This window comes from Epilithonimonas sp. (assembly GCF_056329745.1).
The window spans coordinates 197,279-220,582 of record NZ_JBWEYV010000003.1 but is presented as its reverse complement, the minus strand read 5'-3'; the positions used below and the strand labels follow the sequence as shown (position 1 = coordinate 220,582).

At 31.1% G+C, this 23,304-nt stretch carries 21 protein-coding genes and 1 pseudogene; 17 read left to right on the top strand and 5 right to left on the bottom strand.

All coding sequences use genetic code 11. The features are described 5' to 3' along the window. The 17 genes and pseudogenes from AC00Y6_RS04160 to AC00Y6_RS04080 all read left to right on the top strand — a co-directional run. The gene (locus AC00Y6_RS04160; RefSeq protein WP_474489356.1) at nt 1–657 is read left to right on the top strand and encodes a hypothetical protein; all 657 of its coding nucleotides are present in this window, start codon (nt 1–3) and stop codon (nt 655–657) included. A gap of 9 nt (nt 658–666) precedes the next feature. Continuing rightward, nucleotides 667–1,350 (top strand): hypothetical protein, encoded by a 684-nt coding sequence (locus AC00Y6_RS04155; RefSeq protein ID WP_474489355.1) that lies wholly within the window; start codon nt 667–669, stop codon nt 1,348–1,350. 2 nt (nt 1,351–1,352) lie between these two features. Next, nucleotides 1,353–2,018 carry a hypothetical protein gene (locus AC00Y6_RS04150; protein ID WP_474489354.1) on the top strand — a complete coding sequence of 222 codons (666 nt, stop codon included), beginning with the start codon at nt 1,353–1,355 and terminating at the stop codon, nt 2,016–2,018. After that, nucleotides 2,000–2,863 (top strand): hypothetical protein, encoded by an 864-nt coding sequence (locus AC00Y6_RS04145; protein WP_474489353.1) that lies wholly within the window; start codon nt 2,000–2,002, stop codon nt 2,861–2,863. The genes AC00Y6_RS04150 and AC00Y6_RS04145 overlap by 19 nt, the downstream gene beginning before the upstream one ends. A 1-nt stretch (nt 2,864) precedes the next feature. Then, nucleotides 2,865–4,088: a TraJ family protein gene (locus tag AC00Y6_RS04140; protein WP_474489352.1), complete on the top strand. Its 1,224-nt coding sequence runs from the start codon at nt 2,865–2,867 to the stop codon at nt 4,086–4,088. Nucleotides 4,089–4,114: 26 nt separating this feature from the next. Beyond that, nucleotides 4,115–4,723: a conjugative transposon protein TraK gene (traK, locus tag AC00Y6_RS04135; protein WP_474489351.1), complete on the top strand. Its 609-nt coding sequence runs from the start codon at nt 4,115–4,117 to the stop codon at nt 4,721–4,723. 3 nt (nt 4,724–4,726) lie between these two features. Then, nucleotides 4,727–5,098 carry a hypothetical protein gene (locus AC00Y6_RS04130; RefSeq protein WP_474489350.1) on the top strand — a complete coding sequence of 124 codons (372 nt, stop codon included), beginning with the start codon at nt 4,727–4,729 and terminating at the stop codon, nt 5,096–5,098. After that, complete coding sequence (gene traM / locus AC00Y6_RS04125) at nt 5,088–6,311, top strand: conjugative transposon protein TraM (RefSeq protein ID WP_474489349.1); 1,224 nt, start codon at nt 5,088–5,090, stop codon at nt 6,309–6,311. Before AC00Y6_RS04130 ends, traM begins: the two co-directional genes overlap by 11 nt. A 10-nt stretch (nt 6,312–6,321) precedes the next feature. Further along, nucleotides 6,322–7,185 (top strand): conjugative transposon protein TraN, encoded by an 864-nt coding sequence (gene traN, locus AC00Y6_RS04120; protein ID WP_474489369.1) that lies wholly within the window; start codon nt 6,322–6,324, stop codon nt 7,183–7,185. 58 nt (nt 7,186–7,243) lie between these two features. After that, a complete protein-coding gene (locus AC00Y6_RS04115; protein ID WP_474489348.1) occupies nt 7,244–9,229 on the top strand; it encodes a type IV secretory system conjugative DNA transfer family protein in 1,986 nt (661 codons plus the stop codon). Between the two features lie 6 nt (nt 9,230–9,235). Beyond that, nucleotides 9,236–10,078, top strand: a complete 843-nt coding sequence (locus tag AC00Y6_RS04110; protein WP_474489347.1) for a M23 family metallopeptidase — start codon at nt 9,236–9,238, stop codon at nt 10,076–10,078. Continuing rightward, nucleotides 10,068–10,790, top strand: coding sequence for a hypothetical protein (locus tag AC00Y6_RS04105; protein ID WP_474489346.1), 723 nt, complete (start codon nt 10,068–10,070; stop codon nt 10,788–10,790). The genes AC00Y6_RS04110 and AC00Y6_RS04105 overlap by 11 nt, the downstream gene beginning before the upstream one ends. 197 nt (nt 10,791–10,987) lie before the next feature. Continuing rightward, complete coding sequence (locus tag AC00Y6_RS04100; RefSeq protein WP_474489345.1) at nt 10,988–13,690, top strand: JAB domain-containing protein; 2,703 nt, start codon at nt 10,988–10,990, stop codon at nt 13,688–13,690. An 89-nt stretch (nt 13,691–13,779) separates the two neighbouring features. Beyond that, nucleotides 13,780–14,457, top strand: coding sequence for a hypothetical protein (locus tag AC00Y6_RS04095; RefSeq protein ID WP_474489344.1), 678 nt, complete (start codon nt 13,780–13,782; stop codon nt 14,455–14,457). Nucleotides 14,458–14,459: 2 nt separating this feature from the next. Further along, entirely contained in the window at nt 14,460–20,063 is a 5,604-nt protein-coding gene (locus tag AC00Y6_RS04090; protein WP_474489343.1) for a toprim domain-containing protein, read from the top strand. Between the two features lie 16 nt (nt 20,064–20,079). Next, nucleotides 20,080–20,436 (top strand): single-stranded DNA-binding protein, encoded by a 357-nt coding sequence (locus tag AC00Y6_RS04085; protein WP_474489342.1) that lies wholly within the window; start codon nt 20,080–20,082, stop codon nt 20,434–20,436. Nucleotides 20,437–20,584: 148 nt separating this feature from the next. Then, nucleotides 20,585–20,689 (top strand): annotated as a pseudogene (locus tag AC00Y6_RS04080) (DUF4113 domain-containing protein); the annotation flags it as partial. On the opposite strand, the gene AC00Y6_RS04075 reads toward AC00Y6_RS04080, so the two are convergent. The 5 genes from AC00Y6_RS04075 to AC00Y6_RS04055 all read right to left on the bottom strand — a co-directional run bounded on the left by AC00Y6_RS04075 (nt 20,686) and on the right by AC00Y6_RS04055 (nt 23,304). After that, nucleotides 20,686–21,066, bottom strand: a complete 381-nt coding sequence (locus AC00Y6_RS04075) for a hypothetical protein (protein WP_474489341.1) — start codon at nt 21,064–21,066, stop codon at nt 20,686–20,688. The pseudogene AC00Y6_RS04080 and the gene AC00Y6_RS04075 overlap by 4 nt on opposite strands. 9 nt (nt 21,067–21,075) lie before the next feature. Next, nucleotides 21,076–21,396 carry a hypothetical protein gene (locus AC00Y6_RS04070; protein ID WP_474489340.1) on the bottom strand — a complete coding sequence of 107 codons (321 nt, stop codon included), beginning with the start codon at nt 21,394–21,396 and terminating at the stop codon, nt 21,076–21,078. Nucleotides 21,397–22,205: 809 nt separating this feature from the next. Then, nucleotides 22,206–22,619, bottom strand: coding sequence for a hypothetical protein (locus AC00Y6_RS04065; RefSeq protein ID WP_474489339.1), 414 nt, complete (start codon nt 22,617–22,619; stop codon nt 22,206–22,208). An 18-nt stretch (nt 22,620–22,637) separates the two neighbouring features. After that, complete coding sequence (locus tag AC00Y6_RS04060; RefSeq protein ID WP_474489338.1) at nt 22,638–23,045, bottom strand: hypothetical protein; 408 nt, start codon at nt 23,043–23,045, stop codon at nt 22,638–22,640. A 16-nt stretch (nt 23,046–23,061) separates the two neighbouring features. After that, entirely contained in the window at nt 23,062–23,304 is a 243-nt protein-coding gene (locus tag AC00Y6_RS04055; RefSeq protein WP_474489337.1) for a hypothetical protein, read from the bottom strand.

The window sequence follows — 23,304 nt, the reverse complement described above, 5'->3', positions numbered from 1 at the left end:
ATGAAAAAATGTAGTTTATTTTTTTTTATTGCAATGGGTTCTCTGGTCTACTCTCAAAACACTTACATAGATATAACGACCACTTTAGCAATGAAAGTTGCAGCTGATCAATTGGAATCAGCGCAAAATAAAACAATTGAGCAACAAACAAAATTGCAACAAGCACAAGCATTCGTTGCAACGCAGATGATTGCAGCAAATGCAATTCAAGAAAAGGTACTTAAAGGTTTGACTGAAGTAAGTGGTACTGTCTCTAATGGTATTCAAGTAATGAACATCTATGCTGATGTCAATAGATGTTTGGAATATGCTAAGCAGGTAACTGTACTTGTTAAAGATAAACCTCAGTATGCCGTTTTTGGTGCTAAGTCAACTGAAAAGGTTTATCAAACTGGTGTAGAATTAACAACTGAAATATCCCAACTCCTCAAGCCAGGAGAATTAAATTTAGCAACAGCGGGCGATCGTTATAAATTATTGCTTGCTATACATGAAAAAGTTAAATCTCTGGAACTATGGATTTATAGCATTAAGTATACTATTCAAAGAGCAATAGATGTTGGGTTTTGGAGATCAATCAATCCCTTTCAAGGATATATCAATACTGACAAAAGCATAGTTCAAAATATTATGCAAAAATATAAAGGATCATTTTAAATAATAGATATGAGAAGGCAATTTATTTATAGTGTTATTCTACTTTTTTCAGTTATCATATTTTCTTCTTCTGGTGGGCATACACCACCACCTTGGGAACAGGAGAATGTAAGCTTTCCAATGATGAATCAAGAGATACGTCATAGTATGCAGGAAAATGAAAGGCAGAAAGAGATGAAAAATAAACAGTCAACTAATACTGGGACAGAAACTATCAACAAGGGATTATGGAAGGACTTTAAAGACACTACTAAAAAAGTGCAAGAAAGGTTACGATTTGTTGATTTTGCGCTTCAATCAGTTCCTACGGGTTATGCAATCTTTCTTGAGTCCCAACAAATAGCAGATTATCAAAATAAAACAATAGCCATAATTAATGAAACGCCTTACCTGGTTCCAATAATTTTAGGATCACAAGTCAATTTTGCTGATGAAGTACAAATGATCGTAAGATATATAGCTGGTATTGTTCTCTCTTATGGAGCCATTAATCAAATGGAAAAAGCGGAAAGAAAGATTCTTCTTGATTACGCTTTAGATGAGTTGAGAAGGATTAAAGATATTGCCTACAGTATATATTTTCAAGTATGGCAAACAAAAAATGCTTTACAATGGAAAAAAAATACTGTTATAAACTGGGTTAATCAAGATAAAGCTATTGTAGGTGAAATCATTAAAAATGTAAAATTTTAAATATGAAAAAGTTTTTACTAATTGTATCCTTTTTTCTTTTCGCTTCTTCTTCTTACAAATGTCAGGATGTTGTTTTTAATGAATTATTACTGGCACAAATAACAAAAAACCAGACAGTTAGATTAGCATCGAATCAATCGCTGTTGAATTCTTATGAAAAGCAAAGAGAAATGTATGATAAGGTAAATCAAAAAGTTGCACAAATTGTTGCAATACAAGGATTTATTTATAATAATCTTTATAATGTGAATTCTGCATTGCTCCAAGGAAAACAACTTTTCTATATCTATAAAAGATTTGAAGAAATAGGTCAAACAGCATCCATTGTCCTATCCTATACTGTTAAAAAGCCCGAGTTTGCTGTTTTACTATACCAGTATTACGCTGATATAGTAAAACAACTAATTCAACTTAAAAAGCAATTGGTTGAGGAAGTTCTTAGAGAAGGTAGTGACTTTCTTATGGATCCTTCGGATAGAGCAGGGCTTATTGATGTAATTAGAGTTAAGTCAAATATCATATTAGGTGATTTAATCTACATTAAGTTACTGTTAGGAGAATCAAAAGATAAACCATACATCTATCAGATACCTTTTATAAGGGATTACATAAACATGGATAAAACCATTGTAAGAGATATTATTCAAAAATGGAACTGGATTTTTTAAAATTTAAAATAATGAAATTACATTTAAAAATATTTGTCTTATCCACAATACTCATTGCTACAAGTAGCTTTAGTCAAAGCATTAAAAGACTAAACGATCCTGCAATTGTAGCACATTACAAACGAAACACTTTTGAGGCATGGGGTGACTGGAGGCCATATCCTAAATATGTTCTTGGTATACAAACAAATTTTGCATATGCAACAGTTTGGGGAATGTGGGCGCCATCGAGAAATAAGGATTATAAAAATGGTCCGGATATCCGGCCTTTAAGAATTGGAGGTGAAGAAACTCAAAGATTAGCTCTGGCAGAATTACAAAAAAAGCAAACCGAGAACATTTTGATTCATGCAGATAGTTTACAAAAAAGAAGTATTCAAGATTTAGCTCACTGGACATCTGCAACAGTTGATGCAGATCCACTTTGGTTACTTTATTACAAAAGAATGCTGAAACCATTGAAAGATTTTCCTGAAAACCCACAATCATATCTTGATTGGGGATTTCCTAACCAGAAGGTATATGAAAGCTTAACAATTTCTGGGAGTATTCCACTTCTAAAAGAACGATTAGATATTTTAAAAGATAAATATAATCAAGCAAGAACAATGGATATGCCTAGAGGAAAAAGATTTTTAATGTATCATGATATTCTTAAAGAATGGAGATCATTTCAAGCTAAAATTAAAGACTTTGAGAATAAAGGAAATATTTTCCAACAATACAAAGATTTACTTGCAAAAGTTAAGAGTCATAAAGAAAATTTCAGTACAGGTAATCACAGAATGTCGGGAGATAAGGAGATAGTAATTCAAATTATGGACAAGTATAAACATCAATTTTAATATGAAAAAAATTATAATTTTTACAGTACTCTTAGCAGTATGCCTCATACCAATGTTAATTTTTGGGCAGAATAATAGCCAGTCATCGGAGAGTTTTCTACAGTTTATGACGGGAGATGGTGGATTGGAAAAGTGGTTTATGGATGCATTTTCTAAAATAGATACGAATGTAAATCTTGAGGCAGCTAAAGTGGCGATGGTTGGTAGAGCAATTGGAGCTTTTGGAGCAATGATGTATTTAGGATATCTAGGTTGGCAAATGCAAGAAGGGGCTAGAGCTTGGGAAGTCACACCAATGATTAGACCAGTAATAGTTGCACTAATTTTAAGTAACTGGGGAGGTTTTGTAAGTCTAATTCAAGCACCTTTTGAGGCATTAGCGACACCAGGTGAGGCAATTTTCAATTCTATTGAACGAGAAACCGAAATCAAGAGAGTAAAAGTTTTCGACTTGCAAAATCAAATGATTGATAAAGTAGTAAATACAGTAGCCGAACAAAATGCAAAGGATAAAGTTGCAAACCAAAAATGGTATGATAAAATAATTGATGCTGTTTCTGATAGTATTGATAAGTTATTGGTTCCTATAGAACAATTTCAACTTCGTATGAGTTATCAGATGCAATATGTAATTGGATCTACTATGAATTCAGTCTCGTTATGGGTGTATCGAGTATGTGTATATCTCATATTTATCATGCAAAAAATATGGAGTTATGTACTAATTATGTTAGGACCCATTGCTGTTGGCATGTCGCTAATACCTGGATTTGAAAATTCACTTCAAAATTGGGTTGCAAAATTCATAAACATTAATCTATACTCATTTATCGCCTATGTGATTGTCAATATTGGACAACAAATGATTCAAGCATCATACGATATGCAAATTGATCGGCTTACAGCTATTGTTGAAAATAACGTAGGAGATGTTAATCAAGCACTTTTAGTAAACTTTGTTTCGGGGCAAGGATTTATTACATCTGCCGGATTTACAGTAGTCGCATATTTAGTATGTGGTTTATCAATGTTTCTAGTTCCTTCTATAGCTGATTCTATAGTAACTGCCGGAGGAGCAGGAATTATGAGTAAAGGAAAATCTGCTGCCAGTAAAGCTGTGGGAAATGTAATAAGTGCTAGAAAGGTAGCCCTTAAAGCTTCAGCATCAGGTGGAAGTGCGGCTGCTTCAGAAGCAGCAAAAGAAATTGCCAAAAAAATTAGATAAACAATTAAACAATTAAAAAAATAAAAATGCTAGTAAAAAATATTGAAAAAAGAATCAACATCAACAAAAGAGTAGCTATTGCGGCTATTGTATTTGCTGTATTTATAGTAATCGCTGGGTTTGTATTTGCGTATTCTCTTGTAGAAAATTCACGGAAAAGTATTTATGTTATTGATAACGGAGTGCCGGTTCTGGTAAAGCAAGTTGATGAAACCCTTAACAGACCTGTAGAATATAAAGCTCAAATTGAACTTTTCCATCGCCTTTTCTTTACACTTGCCCCTGATGACGAGTATATAAAAATTAATGTTGAAAAGGCACTTTATTTAATTGATGATTCTGGAAAAAAAGAATATGTCAATCTGAAAGAAAGTGGATTTTACAACCAAATTATTTCTTCAAATAGCTTGGTTTCTATAAAAACTGATTCAATCAAAATTGATGAACAAAAGAAAAAGTTTGTATTCTATGGAAGTCAAATGATAAATAGGAAAACTTCGCTCATTATTAGGAACTTGATTACTGAAGGGTATTTCAAAGATATCCCGAGAACACCTAATAATCCGCATGGAGTCATGTTGATGAATTGGAGAATATTAGATAATTCTGAAAAAGTAAATCAAAATAAACAGTAGATCATGATGGACTTTAGTGTTTTAAAACAAAAAATAGCATTTTACAAAGAATGGCTATTTCAGCATCCGAAAGAATTTTACAAGTATTCCTTTGCAGCAATAATAATCTGCTTTACTATTTCGGTAGTTAACTTCATATTCTTTCCACCAACCCAAACAAAGGGTTTGCAAATTCCAATGGTTTTTTCAAAAAGTGATGAAAAAATTGAAGTTGAGAAAGCTAAAAGAGACAAGAAATTATCCCAAATGAGAATTATTGTTACCGAACTGGAAAAGCTTAAAACAAAACGTGAAAATGAAAAATTGTCACAGTCTGACAGCCTTAGAATAGAATATCTATATAACCAATACCAAACTCTGCAAAATGGAAATTAAAAAAATAAATTTTAAACAAAAAAAGTACATTTTACCCTTGATAATGCTACCAGGAGTTTTACTTCTAGCCTTTCTCTTTTCTGATTATTTATCTGCATCTGATAAAAATAAAGCTCCAAGAACTGAGGAACTTAATTTATCTCTAGGAGGAACGCAAGATTCAATTTTATCAAAAAATGAAGCGTATGATAAACTTTACGAAAACGGTGATAGAAGAACAATGCTAGGTGGACTAGATAAAGAAAATGACAGCCTTATGCAATATTCTGATGGATACAGTATTAAACAAAAAAGGTATATAGATTCAATGAATGCGGTTGATAATGCTAAAATTGCTCAAAAACAATTGCAACAATCTTATTATACTCCTAATCATAATCAAAAGAGAAACAGCACAGGAGATGGAGACTATAAGCGTTCTGCCGAAATAATTAGAATGCTAAATGATGGGAGTAATGGCAACAATTCCAAAGGTGATTATAGCCAAAGAAATACTAACTCTTATCACGATAAAAGTGAAAAACCAGAGGATCCAGTTAAAACTCTCAAAAGACAAATGCTTGTTATGGATTCTATAGAGAAAGCTAAAGATCCGGAATACCAAGCAAATCTTAAGGCTGAAGAAAGACTTAAAATGAATAAGGAACGAATGGAAAAATTTCTTAATTCTACTTTAAAGGTAAATAAATCATCACTTAATCCAAGTTTTAACTCAATTTCAAAAGAAAAACCAGATTCTTTTATTAAAGCTGTTATAGATGAAAACTTGAAAGGATTTTTAGGAAGTAGAATAAGATTTAGATTACTTGAAGATATTACGATCGCAAATTATAAAATTTCAAAAGGAAGCTTTCTTTACGGTCAGATCTCTGGGTTTTCATTACAAAGGGTTAATCTGAACGTAGTTTCAATTTTAAGCAATGGTGAAATACTTCCAATTAATCTTTCTGTTTACGATGTTGATGGAATGCAAGGGCTTTATGTTCCGGCAAGCACTTTCCGAGAAATGATGAGAGAAATGGGGCAAAATTCTGTACAGGGAACCCAAATGCAAAGCGGTAATTCCGGATTCTTTTCATCAATGTTTTCTCAATTATTTTCTTCAACATCTCAGACAATTGCTAACCTAATTCGAAAAAACAAAGCCAAATTAAAATACAACACTTATATCTATTTAATTAACGAAAAAGACCTTAAAAAAAATGAATACTAAAATCAATATCATGAGAAATTTTTTATCATATACATTAATATTTTGTGCTTCGCTAATTTTTGCACAAACAGAAACACCAGAGACAAGAACAATTGACCTTCCTAAGTTGAAAATTTCAGATGGCGTTAGTTTGCATATTATAGCACCCGAACCAATACAATTTGTTGATTTATCAACAGACAATTTAACTGGTGATTTACCAGCGGAAAACATTGCTAGAGTTAAAATCACTGATTCTAATAGCAATGTTAAAGATTCAAGCTATATGAAGGCTAAATCGGTCGATAAATCCAATCTAGGAATTATAACTGTTGTTTGTCAATCGTTTATGGCACAATACAAAGTAGATTATATCAACTATGGTATGGATGCAGTAACAAACATTCAAATTCAGCCTGAGGATATGCAACCTATAGAATATCCTAAAGTTAATCTTTCAACTTTAGAACTTAGAAAATTCGCTCTTGATATTTTGAAAGAAAGAAAAATTAAAAACCCCATGAGGGAAGTAGAAGATCTTAAATTATCAATGACACTTAATAATGTTTACGTGATGGAAGATTATATTTTCCTGGATATGACTTTTAATAATCTATCGAATTTAAAGTATGATATAGATACTATCAAATTTTCAATTGAAGATAAAAAGATTTTCAAAGCTACTAATAATCAAAGTCTGCAAGTAGAGCCTTTGTTTTCATTGTCGGATAGTAAACAATTTAGAAAAAAGTACAGAAATATTTACGTGTTTAAAAAATTTACTTATCCAAATAGTAAAGTTCTAAAAATTCGCTTGATCGAAGAACAGCTTTCAGGAAGAACAATTGAGATGACTGTAAAATACTCAGATATACTTAAAGCAGATAGTTTCTAATTATGGAAGATATATTCAATAATTGTTAGAAATATTGATTTTCTAAAACAAAAATAAAATGCAAGAACAACAACATCAAATTAAAATATATGGCTTTTTTCAAAAAGCTGTCTATTTTATGGTTTTTATTGAATGCTCTGTCCTATGTTTCTTATCGGCGGATATTCCGATCGCATCTGAATTTTTAAAGAAATTTGCAAAATTTGGAATTTTTTCAAATCACATTACTGCCAAATTCACAACGTTATTTCTAATAACTCTTGTAGCCATAGGAACTAGAGCTAAAAAAAACAAAGATTTAGATATTGTTAAATCAATCATTCTCCCTATAATAGTTGGTTTAACCTTGATGTTTACTTCTTTAATTTGGCAAAACGAAGCATCTAACAATGGTCTATTAAAAATAATTCCGCCATTCAATCTTTACCAAATACTTTATTTTAGTTTTTCTTTCATTGGAGCAATGATTACTCAGTCTGGAGCCGATAGCATATCTAAATTAATGCAACAAAAAATGGGAAAAGATCGATGGAATGTGGAAGAAGAAAGTTTTGCCCAAAACACAGAAAAGTTGGTTAATGAAACAGTTATTAATATACCATATTTATTCCGTTGGAATAAAAAAATAAATAACGGTTGGATCAATCTTAATCCATTTAGAGGCACAATGGTAATTGGTACACCAGGATCTGGAAAATCATTCGGGATTATAAATCCAGCAATTCGACAATTAACAAAAAAAGGCTTCAGTCTTTGTATTTACGATTTTAAATTTCCAGATCTTGCTCAAATTGCCTATTATCACCATTTGTTAAAGAAAAAGGAAGACAAAGAATATAAACATAATTTTTTTGTCATCAACCTTAATGATGTTGAAAAGTCAAAAAGAGTTAATCCTTTTAAAAAAGAGTATGTCAGAACTTTGGCAGAGGCTCAAGAAATGGCTGAAGCAATGGTAAGTTCATTGCAAAAAGGTGGAGCTAGTTCTGGAGGAGGTGCTGATCAATTCTTTACCCAATCAGCGATTAACTTTCTTTCGTCTTGCATTTATTTTTTTGCGACCTATGAAAAAGGGAGATATTCGGATTTACCACATATACTTTCTTTTATGAACAGAAGTTACAAAGAAATATTTGACACTCTTTTTAATAATGAAGAATTAACTTCACTTTTATCCCCGTTCAAAACCGCATATGATAATAAGGCATTTGACCAATTAGAAGGTCAAGTTGGTACATTAAAAATTTTTATGTCTCGATTGGTGACAAAGGAAAGTTTCTGGGTATTTTCTGGTGATGAAATTGAACTTAAAATAACAAATAGAAATAATCCATCAACTATAATTTTGGCTTCAGATCCAGCAACGCAAGATATTAATTCCGCTTTGTACTCCTCCGTATTAAATAGAGTTTTGAGATTAATAAACTCCAAAAATAACTTACCAGGTGGAATAATAGCTGATGAGTTCCCTACTATCTACATACACAAAATAGACAATGTGGTAGCGACAGCAAGAAGTAATAGGGTTGCAGTTATTTTAGGGCTTCAAGAACTACCTCAGTTACGTCAATTCTACAAAAAAGAGGTTGCGGATACTATTTCATCAATTGTTGGTAACATCTTTTCTGGTTCTGCTAGAGATAAAAATACACTTGACTGGTTGGAAAAAATGTTTGGTAAGATTAAACAAAAATCATTTTCTCAATCAATATCTCAACAAGGTACCACAACCAGCATAAACGAGAAAATGGATTTTATGATTCCTGCCGGAAAGATAGCCGCTTTAAGAACCGGAGAAATGGTTGGAATGATTGCTCAGGGAGAAGAGAATGATACTGAAGAGTATAAAACTTCTGCTATTAATGGTAAAATTAATCTAAACATAGCCGAGATAAAGAAGGAGGAAAAAAACTATGTAAAAATGCCTGATTACTACTCTTTTATTGATAAATCAGGAAAGGATATGAAAACAGAAGTTTTAATGACAAACTTCAGAAGGATCAATAAAGAAGTAGAATTAATTGTTAATGAATTTGTAAAATAAAAAAAAATGAAATTAGTATTTAGAAATATTACGATATTATCTTTTTTCCTTACGGTTAATTATTTGTCAGCACAATTTAATACGTTAGTACATACTACGACAACAGCAAAAAAAGAAAATAATTATTTTGAGGAGGCGAAGAAAAATGAAATTAAGGAAAATGATGAAAAAAAAGAGAGTAAAGTAAAAAAAAGGCCTTTACGACTCAATTCAAAAGCAGAACTGAAAAGAGAGGTTGATTCTCTTAAAATGATGCTTATTAAATACGGCTTGACAAAAAAGCAAAACAACTTTGATTATAAAAAAGTTGAAGATTCTGTACTTAAAATAATTGATGAAAAAATTCAGTTTGCAACTGCTAAAAATACAAGAATTAAAACATTAGATCGCATTGAAGAGACACCGAGTTATACTCAAAAAATTTATATGCCTTTAGATAATAATTTACAAATAACTTCAAAATTTGGTATAAGAATACATCCAATTTTAAGAACTACTAAGATGCACAATGGAGTAGATTTAGCAGCTAATTTTGAGCCTATAAGATCTGTCTTAGATGGTGTAGTTAGCGAAACTGGCTGGGATTCTAAAGGTGGCGGAAATTATATTAAAATTCTTCATTCAGGTAAATTTGAAACATCTTTTCTTCATTTATCACAAATTTATTATAAAACAGGAGAATTTGTAAAAGGAGGGTGGATTATTGGAAAAAGCGGAAATTCAGGCAGTTCTACCGGAGCACATCTACATTTTTCCGTAAAAGAGTATGGAAAATATATCAATCCAATCCACTTCCTCAATGATTTAGTACAAGCAAATAATTTAATAGCATTATACAATGGAAAATAACAATTTACCACAAGAAGAACTAAAAATGTATGGAATTATTGATTCCGACAACACTTTTACAAAAAAACTATCTGCTGAAGAAATTCAAAAATTTTTGCAGGGAGACAGTATTATTGCTGACAACGATAAAAACAGAATTATCTTTCAATTAAAAGATAATAATTCAAGATTAGATGTGAAATTATACGAAAGAGATAAAGATATTTCTGAACTATTACAAGAAAGTAAGAAACAAATTCAATATTCAGACGCTTACTCAAAGTATGATGTTAATGAAGAAAAAACGATGGCACAATTAAATTTTACAAAGTCTGCATTTGTTTTTGATAAGGATACAAATACTGTCCGTGAATTGGATTTTATTAAAAATTCTGAGATTCTTACAAAATTAGTTGCAGAAAAAAAAGATGTTGTAGAAAATGGGCGTTATAAAAATGAACTTCTAAAATTAAAGGAGTTCCTGCAAGAAAAAATAGATTTGTATCCTGAAATAGCCAAAGAAATTTCTAATGATCTTAATATTGTTTCAAATGCAATTAATTCTGTGAACAGTATTTCAGCTGATGAAAAACAGATGAAAAATGAAAATAAATCAGATATTCAACTAAACGTTAATGATCCGGACATGTATCAAGATGCAAATGAAGCTAGGGAATATGATGACGAACAGGAGGATTTAGAAAGAGATCGTCCAAAAGGTAGAGGGAGATAATTGTAATTTGTTAAATTTTATTTTTAGTGAGGAGGCGTCTATTTAAATATAGGCGCTTTCTTTTTTAAATATTATCAGTAAAAAACCCGATTGCACTATTTAGCCCACTTCTGTACTATTTAGCACTCATAACTCCATCTTGTTTGCTTTTGGAGCATTTAATACACAAATTTGTGTACTATACATCTCATAAGATAATGGAAATCAACATAGAAATAGCAAAGTATAATGAAAAAGATGAAATAAATTCTTTTCAAAAAATGAATTTTTCTTCTATTGATGAAGCTATTTCTTATGTGGAATTTCTTAAATTAGGTTACGATTATTTTAAAAATGGAGAAGGCCTTGTTGTTAGAGCAGGGGAAGGCGAAAAACCATATCTTTTAGATTACAATTCAAAGATACCTATTATTGAATTTAGACAAGATCTTGAAAGAAAATTTAATAATGCTAAAAATCAAGAAAATGAATTCAAAATCACAGAAAAATCCCAAAAGATATCGCTTAATTCAAATTTCACATTTGAAGAGGATGAAAAAACTAAGTATGTTAAAACAACAGCAGGTGAAAAATTACCGTTTAAACTCTTTACCCCCGATGATACTGGTCGGAGATCCAATTTATTACGAGAACCTCAAGATTCAGGAGAAAATCTGGATTTTGCGTTAATCGAAAGGCGATTTGCTGAAAATAATTCGATTCAGTTTTTTGGATCTGAAAAAATCAAAAATCACGATGATGTTGCATGGCTCTTTCGTTCATTAGAAGACGAATCTGTGGAGCACGCATTTCTTTTGTACGATTTTAAAGATGCAGGATATTTCATACAACATCTTTCAACTGGGACTTCAAATTCTGCGGCAATAGATCCTAAATTATTTATAGGAAATATAATAGAATCCCAACCATCTTCTGTTACATTAATTCATAACCATCCTAGTGGTAATTTGATAGCTTCTATGGCAGACCTACAGGTACTGGAAAATATTAAAAAAGCACTTAAAAATACTGATGTAATAGTCAATGATGGAATTATCATTAATCTGCGAAGTGGTAAATATTTAGTATTTAACGATAAAGATTTAAAAGATCTTAAACAAAGATCTTCTAACCCTCGTCAACTTCAATCCGTCCAAGCATATTCTTTTTCAAAGCAGGTATTGGTAGAAAATTTTCAGCCAATAGAAGTTAAGTCTGCTGCGGATGTCGCTGCTTTTATAACATCACAAAAATTTGGTATCTCAGATAAAACTGAAATGCTAGTTCTTAACTCTAAACTTCATATTGTAGGAAAATTTATTTTACCAAACAATGGCCAAGAAAGTTTTATCGTAGATAAGTTATCCAAATATGGAGGTAGCCGTTGTGTTCTGTATGGGAATAATATCACTCCGGAATTGGTAGATTTTTATAATAAAAGGCTTGTTCTTTCAAACCTTTTAATAACTGACGCTATTTTGTTTAAAAGTGAGAATGGGAAAAAAATGTGGGAATCATTTGTAGTAGAAGGTAAAATGAAAGATTATGATACTGACATTTACTATGTTTCTGATGAAAGTCAAAAAAAATTTAATGATATGAACAATACTGCTACAAAAAATGACTTCGTTGTTGGAAACACTCTGATTGATAAATATGGAGGTTTCGAATTTACCCTCACTAATAAAATCAACGATGGTGAATGGGAAGCAAGGGGAAGCTCGGGAGAGAAAATGATTTTTGAAAACAATGCCCATCATTATTTGACTAAGGCTAAGGAAGTAGTTGGACAATTGGTTTTTAAAGATACAGGGGAGATCGTACAGTTCAATTCAGAAAAAGATTATTTACAATCATTAAACAATCAAATTGATTCCAATATGGGAGGTTTTGAATATAAAACCATACTAAGAACCCCTGAAATATTGAAGAAAGTAGATGCTTTAATTTACGGCATTACGGGAGATGAGAACCCTAATTCAATTGAATTTTACAAAGATAAAATTCAAAACGAATCGCAAGAAATCATCGGGGGTAAAATTAAAGACATTGCTGCAGCAGCTCTTAAAAATCCTGACACACTAAATCATTATGATTCAAATACTAAAGACATAATTAATTTATATAATAATCAATCAATATCTACTATGGAAAATACGCAAAAACCCGAGAAGGAATTCAATTTAGTCAATCATCTTCAGACCCAGCTAAAATATTTAGGTTTTGGAGAAGGGGAAAAACTACACAAAGACCTGGATAATGGGCTAAATGGAAAAGATCAGCAATTCTCAATAAAGACAACTTCGGACAAAGCCATGCAAGGTAATACCGTAGACTTTACCATTAATTTTAATAAATCTGAAAAAGGAGGTGTCTTTCTGAATTCCTATGAAGCTGAACTGAAAAAAGACAACGGCCAGAGTGTTAATCAAAAATTTTGGATAAACAATACCGAACACAATTTCACAGCTAAAGAAGCTATTAATCTTTTGGAAGGGAGATCTGTAAAGATAGACTTTGTCAATCCAAAAAATAACCAAGAGGAATTTGTATTCAAACAATTAGATTTTCAAAGGGAAAAAAACAAGTATGGAAATTACGAATTCACTGATTTTCATCAGAATTACGGCGTTAATACAGCCGAGATTGCAGAAAAATCCGGATTGATTTTCGACAAGCCGGAATATAAAGAGAACACTATCAAAAATTTGGAGAAGGGAAATATTGTCGCAGTGAAATTTACGCATGATGACAATGTTGTTCAAGGGAAAGCAGTTCTATCTCCTGGTGACAGAAATTTGAAGCTATATGATGGTGAAATGAACCGTTTGAATACGAATGAGCCAATTAAAAATTTAGAGGCAGATCAAAAACACGAAAAGAATAATGTGAGAGAACAAAGTATGTCGAGAGGCATATAATGTGTTGCGAATCGCTCATTTTTTATTTTTTTTTTCCAGGGCGGTAAATTCATTTGGTTTACCGCTCTTTTTTAATAAATACCATATTCATGAAAAAACTATATGTAATTACATCGTTAATTTTTCTTTCTGCAATAATCTTTTCATGCAGCAAAAAAGTAAAATCTCAAAAGGGCGGAATAGATATTATTTCCAACGTTTATTTTAATGCAAGTGCAGGACTAAATAATGTGCAAACATTTCATATTTCTAAAATTAATTATTCTAATGACGAGATAATTGAAATTATACCTGATCTAAGATTCCCTGAAATTAATTCTGAAATTCTCTATATAAAAGATTCTGTTTATTATCCGCTTAAAAACATATCTGAACCTGCACTTTTTTCTGAGATTAAAAAAACAAAGCCTCTTTTATTGAAGAAAAAAACTGTCGGAACTCTATTCTTGAACGATCGAATCCCAAATTATGATTACAAGTATAATCTCTCTGATACAATTCTTTTTAACAAAAAATACAAGCGTTTTGAAATTAAGAATAATGAAGGTTTAGCAAGATATTATGTAAATGTGACTGATACAATTCTTCCATATTCTTTGTATAAACATGTTGAAAAAGATTATAAAGGAAGAATTGAGCGTATTGATTCTTACAATAAATCAAAAGATGTTTTTGTAACAATGCAACTTATACCGAGAGATAAATGGGATAAGGAAGCAGAAGACATTTTTAAGTTTAACGAATACGCTAAAAAACACACGAAATAATTATGAAATATACTGAGGAAGAAATCGCAGAAATAACAAGCCGATTATCGGTACTTGATTATTTTCTTTATCTCGAACATCAAGGAAAAGTAAAGTTTGAAAAAAAAACTGGAAGTGATGCATATTTTAGAACTGAAGACAATAAATTTTCAGTATCAGAAACGCAATATTATGATTTTAAAACTGGACAAGGTGGAAAACTTATCAAAGCTGTTATGGCTTTGGAAAACAAATCATGGAAAGATGCACTAGATTTCCTTGCTGATTTTTCAAACTTACAAAAAGTGGACATTGCAGAAAGAAAAAATGAATTTAAAAAGAAAGGTAATAATACTTTCTCAGAAATTAAAATTCAGTATTCTGGAATTCCAAATAATGAAAAACTGTTATCATATTTTGAGCAAAGGGGTATTTCCAATGAGATTCTTCAGAACCATACTAGACAAATTCATTACGAAAATGGAGGAAAAAAATATTTTGGAATAGGTATTGAAAATGTTTCTGGTGGGTTTGAAATTAGAAATCCGATAGCAAAAATAAAGATAGGAAAGGCAGATATAACGGAGGTTAAGGGAACTAAAGATGAAATAGTTGTTTTTGAAGGGATGGCAGATATGCTGTCATTCTTAGAACTACAAAAACTAAACGGCTACAAAAATAGTAGAACTTTAGTTTCTTTGAATTCTGTTACTAATGTCGATAGTTTTCTCTCAAAATATAAAGATTACCAGGGTAAGATTTTTTTATGTCTTGATGGGGATAAAGCAGGCGATCTTGCAACAAATAAAATATTAAGTACGTTCTCTCAAAAAAACATTAAAGATATTAGAGCTGCATATCATATTTCTGAAAATGAAAATAATGATCTGAATGATTATTTACGAACTAAAAAGGATATATCTCAAAATAATACTATATTAAATACTACAAAAAATCAGGAAGATGTCAAAAATACAATTGAATCCAAAGGAATTTCCGAAACTCAGCAAATGGAACCAGGAGAATCTCGAGAGAACACTAGAGGGAATATGCAAAAAGTCCAACCCATCCAAGTCGGAAATAACGATACAGGACATGGAGTGGGCAGCAATGATGCTGGAAATGGACTTGCAAGCACAGAGCGGAGCAATCTGGGAAGACGAAGAAGAAGATCCATTGACAACTCACAACAGAACGATGCTGGAAAAAATGGAGAGAGAGAACATTCCTTGGGCGGAATCTTATCCGGGGGAACTGTATCCGATAGAACAATAAATTCTACTTATAATGATGATTTAGATGTTTTACTTTCCAACTTACAAGGGAAAAAGATAACGAATGAAGATATTAAAAAAGCAGTTTCCGAAATTACTTTTGTTTCTTCAGATAACAAAATTGAACTTTTTAAAAGCTTCCAAATTACGGAAGAGTTAAAAGATATTTGCAACCAATACAAGAGCGGTGGAGTTGCAAAAGAAGGTAGAGGAATTCTTGATGAATACTACACTAATGATAGAATTGTTGATGCAATTCGCAATCTTATACAAGACAATTTTAAAAATCAAAAAAATATTAGGATTCTTGAGCCAAGTGTGGGAACTGGTAATTTTCTCAATCTTACGAAAGAATTAGGTATTTCAGCTTTTGTAACTGCCTTTGAAATCAACGACACAACGGCTAAAATAGCAAAAATTTTTCATCCTGAGGCCGAAATTAATTTGCGATCTTTCGAATCGGAATTTATCGATGAAAACGGCATTAAGGCAAATCCTAGAGATTTCAAAGATCAATATGACCTTGTAATAGGAAATCCGCCTTATGGTGAACATAGAGGGTTTTACAAAGGATTAGGCGAAGAGCCTAATATTTCTAAATACGAAGATTATTTCGTTAAAAGGAGTTTGGATGTTCTTAAAGAAAACGGAACTTTAGCAATGGTTCTTCCTTCAGGGTGGTTGAATCGTCAAAAAAAACTGAACAACGCCGAAGTTTCAAATGCATTTCGTTTGCCTGTTGGGGCATTTTCTGGTACTCAAGTAGGAACAGACATTATTATTCTTAAAAAAAACAGTCAGAACCAAGCTCTTGATATTTCAAATTATTTCAAACTTAATCCCGAAAAAATTTTAGGAGAAACCAAAGAGAAAAGCAATAGGTTTGGAAGATTGGAAGAATATGTAGATGGAAATTTGGACGAAGCTCTAAAGAAAATTCAAAAACTACAAAACAAAAAAGAAACCGAAAGAATAGGCAACCTTTTTGAGGATTTATTTAAAACAAATACAGAAACCCTTAGTGATGTAGAGAAAAATCAGCCTGTAGAAACTAAAATCAATCCATCGAATTCATTAGAAGCAATCAAAGAAAAATTATCACAAGCTTTAAGGATTCTGGATGATGTCAAATACAAAACACCTGCTGTAAAAAAGCAAATTAAAATATTTGAAAATCAATCTGAAAATCTTGATACATATACTACAAAGGATTTAGAAAAACTTTTGAAATCTTCTGAAAGAATTATCGAAAACTATTCAAAAAGTGAGGATAAAAAAGAATATGAAATACAGAGTAAACCAGAGATAAGTAAAAAAATTCTCAAGTATCAGTTTGCTAAAGATGACGAAATAGTTAATGCTTCTTTGCAGAATAGCACAGATATTTCGCAACCAGAGCTAAAAGCGTTCCGAGATACTTCGTATGATGGAACTTTAAATAATCCTAAAGAAAACGCTCAGTTCGCAAATTATATTGATGGAAAATGGATGCATGATTTTTATTATGCAGAAGGAAACATATATGCTAAACTTGCACAATTAGAAATAGATTTTGCAGATAAAATTTCTATTGGTGGTTTACCCAATCAATATGAAAAGCAAAAAGCGATTTTGGAAGCTGTTCTTCCCAAAGCAAAAACTTTGGACGAAATTATTATCAGTCCGAATCATGAGTTTGTTCACAAGTTTGATTTGGGTAAAGTTGAAAAAGATTTTTATAATCAGTTTACCAGAAGCTACTCAAAGCAAGAAGTTGAATACAATCTTGCAGAAAAATTCAAAGATTTCGTAAGCAAATTACCACATGATGCCTTTCAAGGTTCATCTTCCTGGGAAGTGAAAGGTTTTGTTGATAATGAAACCGTTACAGGTAGCGATAAAGAGCGCAACGCCTTGGTAAGGGAGAGACGGAAATTAGCAGCTAATGATCTATTTTCAAAATTCTTGCGCGAAGAATTATCAGATGATCTAAGAAATAGATTTGTTAAAGATTTTAATAGAGACTATAATAACATTCATGTTCCAGACTATTCAAAATTTCCTTTATTTTCAAAAATTCACAAGAATTTCAAAGATGGGCCACTTAAATTAACGGAGGTTCAAAAAGCTGGTGTTGGACGTCAAACAACTAAAGGGGTTGGACTATTAGCACACGAAGTTGGATTTGGAAAAACGCTTTCCGGCGTTTTGTCAATGCATGAAGCAATGGAACGAGGTAACGCTAAAAGACCTCTTATAGCCGTTCCAAATGAAAGTATTTTGAAACAGTGGGTTGATACTATTTATCAAACTATTCCGAATGCAAAAGTTAACGTTTTAGGAAATTTAGGTAAAGATTATGATCTTTCTAAGTTTGACAATAAAGACGGAGAGATAACATTGGTTACATACGAAGGATTCAACAATATTGGATTTTCAAAAGAAGTAACAGAGCATTTAGCATCCAAATTCAATTATATCTCAGCGAGTGAATTAAAGAGTGTTACGAATACTGAGAGAGATACTCAAAAGGAATTGCAGAAAGAAAAAGAAATTGAGGGGAAAATGAAGTCTGGAAAAATTTATGATTGGGAAGATTTTAAATTTGATCACTTGACTTTTGATGAAGTTCACAACGCAAATCACATTGTTGGAAAAGTTAAAATAGAAGACAGAAGATTTTCTTCAGATTTTAGAAATCAGAATCAACAAACTTCAAAATTAGGAATAAACACCTGGATGGCTGCTCAGTATATCCAGGATAAGCACGATGGCCGTAACATTACTTTACTTTCCGCAACACCTTTCACCAACAAACCACTCGAATACTATTCAATACTTTCCCTTATTGCTAATAAGCGACTAGAAGAAAAAGGCTATTTCAATGTGAATACATTCTTTGAAACCTTTATGGAGGCGGACAATGATATGGAGATCGATGCGAAGGGTGATGTTAAATTCAAGTCTAATGTACGGAGGTTCAAAAACAACACTTTATTCCAACAGCTACTTTCTGAATTTATTGATATAAAGGGAGAAGATGATAATCCGGAACTCGTTCGTCCCAACAAAATCAATAAAGAATACAAAATTGAACAGAGTGATTTGACAAAGGAACAATATGATCTACTTAATGAAAGCTTTAATGAAAGCCAGAAAGGGGCTATTTTAACACATATTTTAAATGCCAGGCTAATTGCTATCTCACCATATTTATCTCCATTTTATGAAGGGGAAATGCCTTCGTCTATTGAATTTGTAAAAAATTCTGAAAAATTAAAAGAAACGATGGATCTTATTGCTCAAAATAAAAAAGATATTCCGAATGCTGGGCAAATTATCTATTCTGAGTTAGCTGTCTCTGAGTTTCCAAAACTAAAAGAATACCTGATAAAAGAGATTGGCTTCAAACCAGAAGAAATAGGAATAATAACCGGATCTACTACAAAACCTAATAGGTTGAAAATTCAAGATGATTTCAATGACGGAAAAGTTAAAGTAGTGATCGGTTCCGAAGCAATTCAGGAAGGGATGAATTTGCAAGAGAAAACAACTGATACATATCTACTTTCCCTACCTTATAATTTTACAGCATTACGACAAGTTGAAGGTAGATCCTGGCGACAAGGAAATGAAAATGAAAATGTACGAATGAATTTCATGTTGACTAATGACAGTATTGATGTATTCATGCTTCAGAAGTTACAAGCTAAACAAGCTAGATATTTGGAAGCAATGAAGAAAGGGGCAGATGTCCTAGATATTTCGGATATAGATACTCATGAGCTTAAAACTGCGATCATAACGAATCCGGAGACGAGGGCAAACATTGAAATAGAACTCTTAAACAAGAAATTGGAAGTTGAGAAATCTAAATTGCTAGCAGATCAGGCCTTTGTACTAAGAAAATTCGAGACTTTTAATAAGTACAACGAAGAAGTAAGACGTGAGGAACAGCAGTATGCAAGAATTGTAGGATATTCTAATAATGGGGATAGTAACTCTGATTATTGGAAAAGTCAGCTCCCAAACTATCAACGTAGAGTTGATGCTGCTAAAGAATTCGTTAAGGAGGTTATTATAGATTTAGCTTCTAAAGGTGTAAATGTTGAAGAAATTGAAAATCAGACCAAATTTACTGATGATAAAGTTGCCGATATCCAATCCAGAATAGAGAATCTCCCAGACGAGAGATATGAACTGATTGAAAAGTATAAGATCGAAAAATATGAGCTGCAGAAAAAAAATGAAGGTATTGATAATATCAAAGATAGATCGGAAGAGAATAATCAATTGTTTAAACAGAACAAGGAAATTATTGCGGTGACAGTTGAACCTCAAGAAGCAGAAACAAAATTTAAAATGAAACGTTAATTAAAATTTATATATTATGTCTTTAAGAAATAAAGTAACATTAATTGGAAGAACCGGAAAGGAAGTTGAATTATTCACTTTTGAAAATGGTACACAAAAATCATCGGTAACACTAGCAACAAGTGATTTTTACACAAACTCAGCAAATGAGAAAGTAGAAGAAACGCAATGGCATAATCTTGTTGCGTATGGCAAAACTGCTGAAATCATGCAGAAGTATGTCGTTAAAGGGCAAGAAATAGCAATCGAAGGTAAAATCACCTATCGTAATTACGAAGACAAAGATGGGGCTAAAAAGTACCTTACTGAGATCCGAGTCGAAGAAATTTTACTTTTGGGTAGTGGTAATAAAGAAACAGATAAGCCTGGTTAGATTTGGCCAAAAAGAGAAAGCAAAATATCCTGTAATTTCTATAGGATATTTTTTTATTATATGCATTTATAAAGTACAAGGTAAAAATATTTGAAATTGCTACATTAGATTTTCCTGAAGATACAATAGATCTTTTAAAGTAAAACTTGCTTCAATGGATGTGCAAACAACCTGGAAGATGGCGCAGAAAAATTTATCTCCAAGATATACAACAGATCTAAACCAACTTATTAAAGTTAAAGCCCATTTTTAATTGGGCTTAATATTTTTTAACAATAAGTCTTTTGTTCTATCTGCAATAAAAAACATGTTAAGTAACAAAGAAAAAATTTGGCTATTTATCTCTTCTTCTACATTATGAAAGAAAACGGATTCAGAAATATCGCTAACCAAAGGAGGAAGTATCTTATCCAAACGCAACTCCGCAATGTGTCCATTATACACATTGTATCCCATTTTTACAGAAACTATACCATATTTTGATTCCCCAACTACAAATTCAATAAAAACATCACCATTCAAAATATTAACTATCCCGTTATCATATGCAAGATTATCAAACAATTCAAGTTTAGATAACTCGGTGTCTACAAAATCTACTATTTCCTTTCTTAAATCATTGTATTCCATCTTATTAAATTATTTAGTTTTTTTGTTATTATTAATTTTCCTTTTTTTACTTGCTTTAATTTTATCAGAGGCTTTGATATGTATTAATGACTCTTTATTTTCAACTATTTCATCATCGTTGAAATTATATTCTTTAAATGGTTTGCCATTTACATATAATTCAAACTTTGCTTCTGGATTTGATTTTAAAATTGTGCTTATTTTTTCAAAATCTTTTCCAATCACTTTTTTAAGGAAGTCATTTTTAAATTTTTCCTCCTGCTTTTTTTCTGCTTCCTTTTTTCTTTTTTGGAGTGCTTTAATTTGCTCGTCAATTTTTGAAATTTCCATAATATAAATTTTTAATTTTTATGTTTGTTGGTGCCACTCATATAAGGAGAAATAGCATTTTTATCCTGCCACAGACCAATTTGGGCAGCCTTTGTTTTTACTTTTGCAAAAAGCAGGAGTTGCAGAAAGAAAAAATATTGAAAGTGTAAACAATATGGTTTTCATTATCATGATTTTTGATTTTACTTCATTTTTTTAAATTCTTTTTTGGATATCCTGGTAAAACCAATTTACTATTTGTAAAAATAAACAGCTTATTCTAAAGTATTCGAATTTTAAGAATTGCTCCACTTAATGTACATTCTCAATAACAATTGATGAATTATTGGAACTATAATAATTGTCAAATAAATGTAAATTAAACTGCGATTGTTAATTGGTTTATTTCCAAAAAGTAATAATACTATGTATGCGATAAAAGTACAATAAATTCCGATTGTAGTCAGACCCATACTAAAAAACCAAAAATACTTTTGAGCAAGAAATTTTTGAGATTCATTTCCCCTTACATATTTTAAATATATGAATACAATATAGTAATAACATATAGCAACAATACATAAAGTAATCAATGTAAATCTATCAGTTAATGAATAAAGAATTTCCATTTGAGTTTATTTTGACATTTTCTAAATTAATTCATAAGAGAAAAATCCAAGTTTTGTACAAGATTTTCTGCCATTCTGTGTTTGGTATTTCTGTAACCAAATTAATGCTTTAGTCCCTCGCGGCCTCCAAGTATAAACAATAATAGGAATCCACGCAAAATGAAATTTTACTGTCATCGTATCGTTATTTGAGATTAACTATTAATCTTCTTCCTCTATAACTGGCAGTATTTTATAAAATATGACCGGGACGGGAGACGAATCTGGATAAAACTCCTCGCCATCATCATCATAGTCTACGATGTTGTAAAAAAATTGTCTCTCAACAATTTTAACTTTTTGGGTTTTCCAATCTTTTTGAAAATCTCTTTCTAGAACATCTCCAACAAGGTTTCCCAAAAAAGACAAATCAATGAAATCTCCAGTAATGAATTTATCTCCCCCCTGTAAAAAATCAAAACAATAAATACCATCACCTTCTTTCCAATATATTATTTTTTTCCACTCATCGTTTGTAATTTCATCTTTATCAGGATATGGAAGATCTAAATGAATAATTGTTTTAAATTCATTTTTAAATTTTTGTCTTTTTATTTGTTTACGATAATTGTGCATTAAACAGTATTTTGAGATTTATATTCTTTTTCTAGCTAGCTCTAATTCAATAATTCTAATGTGTTCACTTAACATTTCTAAATAATCAATATGTCCTTCTCCAGTACATAGATTTACAGATTCATTAATCATCAAATTTGATATAGTTTTATCAATATTCTCAACAATAAAATCAATATCAGAATTCTTATAATCGTTGTCACTACTAAACTGAAAAACATTGCCTAAAAATATTTTAACAACCTGTATATTAAATGACAATTTTTTCGGTACGAATTTCATATAAACCTTGTTCATATTAGATTGAGAAATGATAACATATACTTGAGAATAATTAGGGTTAGGTTTAGATTGTATTTGAACAAATTCAATATTTTTGTTCTGCTCTAACTTAAAAATAAGTTTATTAAAATTGAAATATTCCATCGTTTTATGAGATTAATTAAAGTGAATATTCATCTTTCAATAATTGTCTGATAATTACCTTATCACGTTCGGGAACTGTAGAACCACTTTCTTTAAGTAAATTATCTAAATCTTCCGCACTATATGTTTTCAATCTATATTTCATTATTATATAATTCAATTTAGAATTGGGCGTTTTAAAGATTTTAGACAAATAAATTATTGCTAAAATCAGAGGAATAAAAAGTAAAATTCCAACTATTATTTGTGTAGTTTCCAT

Coding starts and splice junctions, on each gene's coding strand:
- AC00Y6_RS04105 (WP_474489346.1), top strand. CDS start 10,068: ATGGAAAATAACAATTTACCACAAGAAGAACTAAAAATGTATGGAATT.
- traK (WP_474489351.1), top strand. CDS start 4,115: ATGCTAGTAAAAAATATTGAAAAAAGAATCAACATCAACAAAAGAGTA.
- AC00Y6_RS04085 (WP_474489342.1), top strand. CDS start 20,080: ATGTCTTTAAGAAATAAAGTAACATTAATTGGAAGAACCGGAAAGGAA.
- traM (WP_474489349.1), top strand. CDS start 5,088: ATGGAAATTAAAAAAATAAATTTTAAACAAAAAAAGTACATTTTACCC.
- traN (WP_474489369.1), top strand. CDS start 6,322: ATGAGAAATTTTTTATCATATACATTAATATTTTGTGCTTCGCTAATT.
- AC00Y6_RS04130 (WP_474489350.1), top strand. CDS start 4,727: ATGATGGACTTTAGTGTTTTAAAACAAAAAATAGCATTTTACAAAGAA.
- AC00Y6_RS04095 (WP_474489344.1), top strand. CDS start 13,780: ATGAAAAAACTATATGTAATTACATCGTTAATTTTTCTTTCTGCAATA.
- AC00Y6_RS04070 (WP_474489340.1), bottom strand. CDS start 21,396: ATGGAAATTTCAAAAATTGACGAGCAAATTAAAGCACTCCAAAAAAGA.
- AC00Y6_RS04065 (WP_474489339.1), bottom strand. CDS start 22,619: ATGCACAATTATCGTAAACAAATAAAAAGACAAAAATTTAAAAATGAA.
- AC00Y6_RS04115 (WP_474489348.1), top strand. CDS start 7,244: ATGCAAGAACAACAACATCAAATTAAAATATATGGCTTTTTTCAAAAA.
- AC00Y6_RS04155 (WP_474489355.1), top strand. CDS start 667: ATGAGAAGGCAATTTATTTATAGTGTTATTCTACTTTTTTCAGTTATC.
- AC00Y6_RS04055 (WP_474489337.1), bottom strand. CDS start 23,304: ATGGAAACTACACAAATAATAGTTGGAATTTTACTTTTTATTCCTCTG.
- AC00Y6_RS04090 (WP_474489343.1), top strand. CDS start 14,460: ATGAAATATACTGAGGAAGAAATCGCAGAAATAACAAGCCGATTATCG.
- AC00Y6_RS04145 (WP_474489353.1), top strand. CDS start 2,000: ATGGAACTGGATTTTTTAAAATTTAAAATAATGAAATTACATTTAAAA.
- AC00Y6_RS04160 (WP_474489356.1), top strand. CDS start 1: ATGAAAAAATGTAGTTTATTTTTTTTTATTGCAATGGGTTCTCTGGTC.
- AC00Y6_RS04110 (WP_474489347.1), top strand. CDS start 9,236: ATGAAATTAGTATTTAGAAATATTACGATATTATCTTTTTTCCTTACG.
- AC00Y6_RS04150 (WP_474489354.1), top strand. CDS start 1,353: ATGAAAAAGTTTTTACTAATTGTATCCTTTTTTCTTTTCGCTTCTTCT.
- AC00Y6_RS04140 (WP_474489352.1), top strand. CDS start 2,865: ATGAAAAAAATTATAATTTTTACAGTACTCTTAGCAGTATGCCTCATA.
- AC00Y6_RS04060 (WP_474489338.1), bottom strand. CDS start 23,045: ATGGAATATTTCAATTTTAATAAACTTATTTTTAAGTTAGAGCAGAAC.
- AC00Y6_RS04075 (WP_474489341.1), bottom strand. CDS start 21,066: ATGGAATACAATGATTTAAGAAAGGAAATAGTAGATTTTGTAGACACC.
- AC00Y6_RS04100 (WP_474489345.1), top strand. CDS start 10,988: ATGGAAATCAACATAGAAATAGCAAAGTATAATGAAAAAGATGAAATA.